Source organism: Bacillus pseudomycoides DSM 12442, from assembly GCF_000161455.1.
GTDB lineage: Bacteria > Bacillota > Bacilli > Bacillales > Bacillaceae_G > Bacillus_A > Bacillus_A pseudomycoides.
The window spans coordinates 5471679-5476726 of record NZ_CM000745.1; the positions used below are offsets into that span (position 1 = coordinate 5471679).

General features: G+C 32.2%; 5 protein-coding genes and 1 pseudogene. 5 read left to right on the top strand and 1 reads right to left on the bottom strand.

Features of this window, described 5'->3' with window-relative positions; translation table 11 throughout:
- Positions 1-278: pseudogene (locus BPMYX0001_RS27695) on the top strand (MobV family relaxase); the annotation flags it as partial.
- 28 nt (positions 279-306) lie between these two features.
- Here the strand turns inward: BPMYX0001_RS27695 and BPMYX0001_RS27700 are convergent.
- Positions 307-750, bottom strand: coding sequence for a helix-turn-helix domain-containing protein (locus BPMYX0001_RS27700; protein ID WP_006097479.1), 444 nt, complete (start codon positions 748-750; stop codon positions 307-309).
- An 873-nt stretch (positions 751-1623) separates the two neighbouring features.
- On the opposite strand from BPMYX0001_RS27700, the gene BPMYX0001_RS27705 reads away from it, so the two are divergent.
- From BPMYX0001_RS27705 to mobV, 4 genes are all read left to right on the top strand, one after another.
- The gene (locus BPMYX0001_RS27705; RefSeq protein ID WP_006097480.1) at positions 1624-2103 is read left to right on the top strand and encodes a hypothetical protein; all 480 of its coding nucleotides are present in this window, start codon (positions 1624-1626) and stop codon (positions 2101-2103) included.
- A 21-nt stretch (positions 2104-2124) separates the two neighbouring features.
- Positions 2125-2523, top strand: coding sequence for a DUF1878 family protein (locus BPMYX0001_RS27710; protein ID WP_006097481.1), 399 nt, complete (start codon positions 2125-2127; stop codon positions 2521-2523).
- A 74-nt stretch (positions 2524-2597) separates the two neighbouring features.
- Positions 2598-3722, top strand: a complete 1125-nt coding sequence (locus BPMYX0001_RS27715) for a S8 family peptidase (protein WP_033799501.1) — start codon at positions 2598-2600, stop codon at positions 3720-3722.
- 377 nt (positions 3723-4099) lie between these two features.
- The coding region (mobV, locus tag BPMYX0001_RS27720; protein WP_279626202.1) for a MobV family relaxase at positions 4100-5048 on the top strand (949 nt) is incomplete at its 3' end.

Consider the following 5048-nt stretch of genomic DNA (forward strand, 5'->3'; position numbering starts at 1 on the left):
ATTCATATAAAGCGAAATATGAGAGGTTGCAAAAATTATTTACGCAAATACAAGAGTTCTATAAAGAGCGTGTTCCTCAAGGAATAGAGAGATTTCAACAAATTGTGGGGTATTGTAAAAAGAAAGTGAATATCACATTAAACCCATTTAGTAATACTCGATTTAGTGAAAGCAATTTAACAGAACATGAAAGAAAAGGGTATGATCTTGCTTCAAAAGATATGCAGAAAAAGAAAAAAGAGAAAAATAGAAATAGAGATAGTGGTTTAGAGAGATAAATAAAAAGAACTCTATTAAGAGTTCTTTTTATTTTATTATTTTAAGGTGTTTTACTTCTTTTCGGACTTGTTCTAAATTTTTGTCTCGTCCTCTAAAAGCAAATGAAGGATCTAAACGATATGTATTAGAAGCACCTACTTTAGGACCTTTAACTAAAATCCCATGATTGGAAAGTTCTTTAATTGCTCTTGAAACATGAGGTGGTTTCATTCCTAATTCTTCAGCTATGTCTTTTTGTCTAATTCTTAACCAATTTTCGTAATCTAGTTTTGATAATAGGATCATATAAACACGCAATGTTTCACCTTTTAAATTGAGTTTTGCGACATATGTTAATCCTTCTTGAAACACCATGACCCAATCCCCCTTGTAAACTTTTTTCTTCTTAGCTGGAGTTAATAAATATTGTTGGATTTCTCCTGTTTCTTCATCAGGTACTTCGATAAAAATATCTTTATCTAATGAGGACATTACTTTTTAACCTCCCTCTACTTTTATGTTACCGAGTATGGTAACTATTATACATACCAAATATGGTAACAACAATACCAAATATGGTAACTATTATGTTTAAAAAAACCTTTATTCATAAGGTTTTTTTAAGTTCCCCTTGTGTCTTTTATAATAAGGGCTAAAAATCTCATTAAAAATAATGAGATTTTTAGCCCTTATTTAATCTTTTAGAATGAACATATATGTTCATTCTTTCGAACGTTTTGTTTCACGATTTCAAACAAGACGTTCACAAAAACAACAAAAAAATGAACATCTTGTTTCCTTATGTTCACCCCTAGGGTGAACATAAGGAAATTATAAACCCATATTTATCAAGGGTTTACTAGGTTACCCCTTCTATATCTATTAAAGGGCTATCCACTTATCAATGGACAGGTAGTATTTTTGAGAAAAATCTCTCAAAAATCTCCACCTTTTTCGCTACGCTTCACCATTGATAAGTGGATTTCGGCAGGTATGAGCATGTCGCCAAGCCGAACATACCAAAAACGAGAATTTAGGTAGTACGACTTGAACTAGCAATTATACCTGCCGAACCGCTTAGATCGGCTGTCCATGAATAGCTCTTAATCTATAGTTTTATGACACTATAAGGGGCTAGCCCCTCGCTTCGCTTCACCCCAGCCAATGCATTCACACCCAAAAACAAGGTAAAGCCATCTATGGAAGAATATAAAGCTCTTAAATCGATTTATTCTAGAAAATATACAACGTAGAATTGTTTTTTTGTAGAAAAAAATATGCAATTTTACATATTTGGTAAAATCTTCTTAAAAATATGGAATAATTTTCTTGTTACATTTAATTCATTTTTGGGAGGAAATATATATGTTAAAAATCAAGTCTAAATTCAAAAAAATTATTCCAGCTACAATGGCATTTGCTGCATTATTAACAATAGCTCCACTTTCTTCTTTTGCAGCTGAAAACGATGTTACAGTACCTGTTGAAAAGGTTCAGCAAAATGTTATTCCATTTCCACAAATAGTTAATAATCAAGTTACACCTGCTTTACCAGTTGCTTTAGATGATGATGGTGATGTTACTGCACAAGGATGGAAAAAATCAGCTGTTGTTTGGGGTTTAAGAAATGGTGGAGAAGCATTACATGCAGTTACAAAATGGTTAGGTGCTGGGACTAAAGAGGCTAAATATTTAAAGAAACATGCGAAAAGTATTGCTGATGCATTAGATGGATTTGAAAGTCATATTGAACAAAATTTAATTGGTTTTATGATTCATGAATGCGGTATTCCTGGTGGTTCTGCTAGGGTAATTGCAAGGGCTATTACAGGTGTTATTTTATAATTGTATTGGAGAGATTTATAGATGAATATTGAGCAGGAAATTAAAAAGATAAAGTATCATCAAAAATTAATGTTAACTATGTTTTTACACGATGATCCTGAAAGATTTTCCTTTTATCATCAAATTATTGATTTTGATTTAGATGAACAAATTGAGAAAACAATATTAAATATTATTAGTTTGTTTAATAAACGATTATCTCAAGATAGTGATTTTTCTTTTGAAAAAGATTATTTTAATTCAATCAATTTTAAAGTTGTTTATGATTGTAATGTAAAGCCAACTATTGAAGAGTATGAATCTTATTTAAAAGAAATTGATATTCCTATAAATCCTAAATATTTATTAATGGCTATTAATAAACAAAAAGAATTAGATAATGCTTGTCAATTTTTGTTAGAACAATACAGTGAAAAATAAAATGTATTAAATCGTTGTAAAAATAAGACGCGAAATTCGCGTCTTATTTTTACATGTGATAGGAGTTACGAATGATGAAGAAATTATTAATTATATGTTTGTTATTATTTTGTATTTGTGGAGGGAATTCAAAATCTTTTGCAACAGAAATAACAAATGAAAACGATTATTTAATTATGTTTAAAGATAAAATTGATACAGAGATGATTACCAATCAAGGTGGAAAGATTAAAGAAATATTGTCTAATTTATCCATTGTAAAAGCTGAGTTTTCTTATGATCCAAGTAAACTCTTAAAAAATAATTCTAAAATTATTGCGGTGGAACAAGATGAAAATGTAAAAGCTGATGGAATACAACAAACTGTTAATTCTAGTACATTACCTTTAAAAGCAAAAGGGATTTCTCCGCTGACAGGGAAAGGAACTTCTGTTGCAATTTTAGATACTGGTATTGATAAAGAACATTTAGATTTAAAGATTAAAACTGGAATTTCATTTGTTTCAAATACTTCCAGTTTTGATGATGATAATGGACATGGAACACATTTAGCAGGAATTATAGGAGCAAAAAATAATAATGTCGGAATCACAGGTATTGCACCTGACGTGGATCTATACGCAGTAAAAGTTTTAGATAAATATGCGAATGGTAAATATAGTACAGTTGTAAAGGGAATTGATTGGGCGATTGAACAAAATGTAGATATTATTTTAATGAGTTTAGGTGGGAAAAAAGAATCTGTATTTTTTGAGGAAGCTATGAATAAAGCCTATCAGAAAGGAATTTTATTAATAGCGTCTGCTGGAAATGAAGGATACAAAGAAGGAAATTCCATTACTTATCCAGCTAAATTTAATTCAGTTGTTGCTGTTGGGGCAGTAGACTTAAATAATCAAAGAGGTTTTCTTTCTAGTAAAGGGGAACAATTAGAGTTAATGGCATTAGGTGTAGATGTATTAAGTACATGGAATGATGGAACTTATAGATTAGATAGTGGGACTTCAATGGCAGCGGCCCATGTTGCAGGTATAGCGTCTTTACTATTAGAAAAGGATGCTACTATGTCAAATCAAAAAGTAAGGGAAATATTAAATCAATCAGCCATCCCATTTGGTAATAAATTAGAATATGGGAATGGTAAGGTGAGTTTAAGTAATGCTTTAAAAATAATGAGTCAGAGAGAAAAACAAAGATAATTGTCAACGGTAAGCGGAACGAAGTGAGCATTAAGGAGTTGACAATATCACACACCCAAGACCCTCTTGTGGTTGTCAAACGGATACCGTTTGACCCTGCCTACCGGCGAGGGAGCCCCCTCAAAAAGTGAGGGGGTTGGGGGTGTTTTTTTTATGGGGTCTGGGGAAGAGTTCCCCAGTAGGTTTGGACAACGTCCGAGGTCTTATTCGGCTAAGCCGAAATCCCCCTAGGGGACACACTCTTTACGATAGTAAAGTATAGTGTGCTATACTTTACATGGAAGTACACCGAAAAACAGTAGAGAAGTATATATACTTTATAGCGAGATCGAGAACAAAATAAAGAGAAAAACTAGGACAAGTTGAGGTGAGGATTCGTGAGTTTTGCTATTTGTAGAATGCAGAAATTTAAGATGCGAGATGTGAAAGGAATCCAGATTCATAATCAACGAGAAAAAGAGAGTCATACAAATCCTGATATAGAAAAAGAACAAAGTCATTTAAATTATGATTTACATAATGATCAGTACATCGATTATTTAAGAACAGTAAAAGAAAAAATTGAACAGAATGTGGAAACCAATCGAGCCATTCGAAAAGATGCAGTTGTGATGTGTGAATTTGTAGTGACGAGTGATAGAGGTTTTTTTGAATGTTTAAGTGAAGAGAATCCAGGTTCTCAAAAAGAATTCTTTGAGGAAGCTTATAGTTTTCTTAAAGATCGATACGGAGAACAAAATATTGTACATGCAGCCGTACATTTGGATGAGAAAACACCTCATATGCATGTAGGAATGGTTCCAATAACGGAAGAAAAGAAATTATCAGCAAAACAGATTTTTAACCGTAAAGAGTTAGTTTCGCTTCAGGATGATTTTCATGCCCATATGGTAGAGAAAGGCTTTGATTTAGAGCGTGGCGTATCTAGTGATAAAAAACATATAGAAACCGCACGTTTTAAAGCTTTGACAGCAAAAGAAGAAGTACAAGTGCTAGAAGATACTCTTTTAGAGAAAGAGTTAGAAAAACAGAAATTAGAGAAATCTATGCAACAAATGCAAAATCGTTTAAATGTTTTAAAAAGGGCTGTTAAAGTAGGAAAACAAGTAGAAGAGATGTCTGTGAAAGAAAAAGGGGGCTTTATACGCTCCAAAACGGTCGAAATTGGCTTGGAAGATTTCCAAAGGATTAAAACCCTTGCGAAAGCGTCAGAGGCCTTTAAAAGGGAAAATGAGACGTTACAGGGACAAAACCATGCATTGAAAGTGAATAATACAGATTTACATACAACTGTAAAACGTTTAGAAAAAGAGAAAAAAGAATTAG

Coding starts and splice junctions, on each gene's coding strand:
- BPMYX0001_RS27705 (WP_006097480.1), top strand. CDS start 1,624: ATGTTAAAAATCAAGTCTAAATTCAAAAAAATTATTCCAGCTACAATG.
- BPMYX0001_RS27715 (WP_033799501.1), top strand. CDS start 2,598: ATGAAGAAATTATTAATTATATGTTTGTTATTATTTTGTATTTGTGGA.
- BPMYX0001_RS27710 (WP_006097481.1), top strand. CDS start 2,125: ATGAATATTGAGCAGGAAATTAAAAAGATAAAGTATCATCAAAAATTA.
- BPMYX0001_RS27700 (WP_006097479.1), bottom strand. CDS start 750: ATGTCCTCATTAGATAAAGATATTTTTATCGAAGTACCTGATGAAGAA.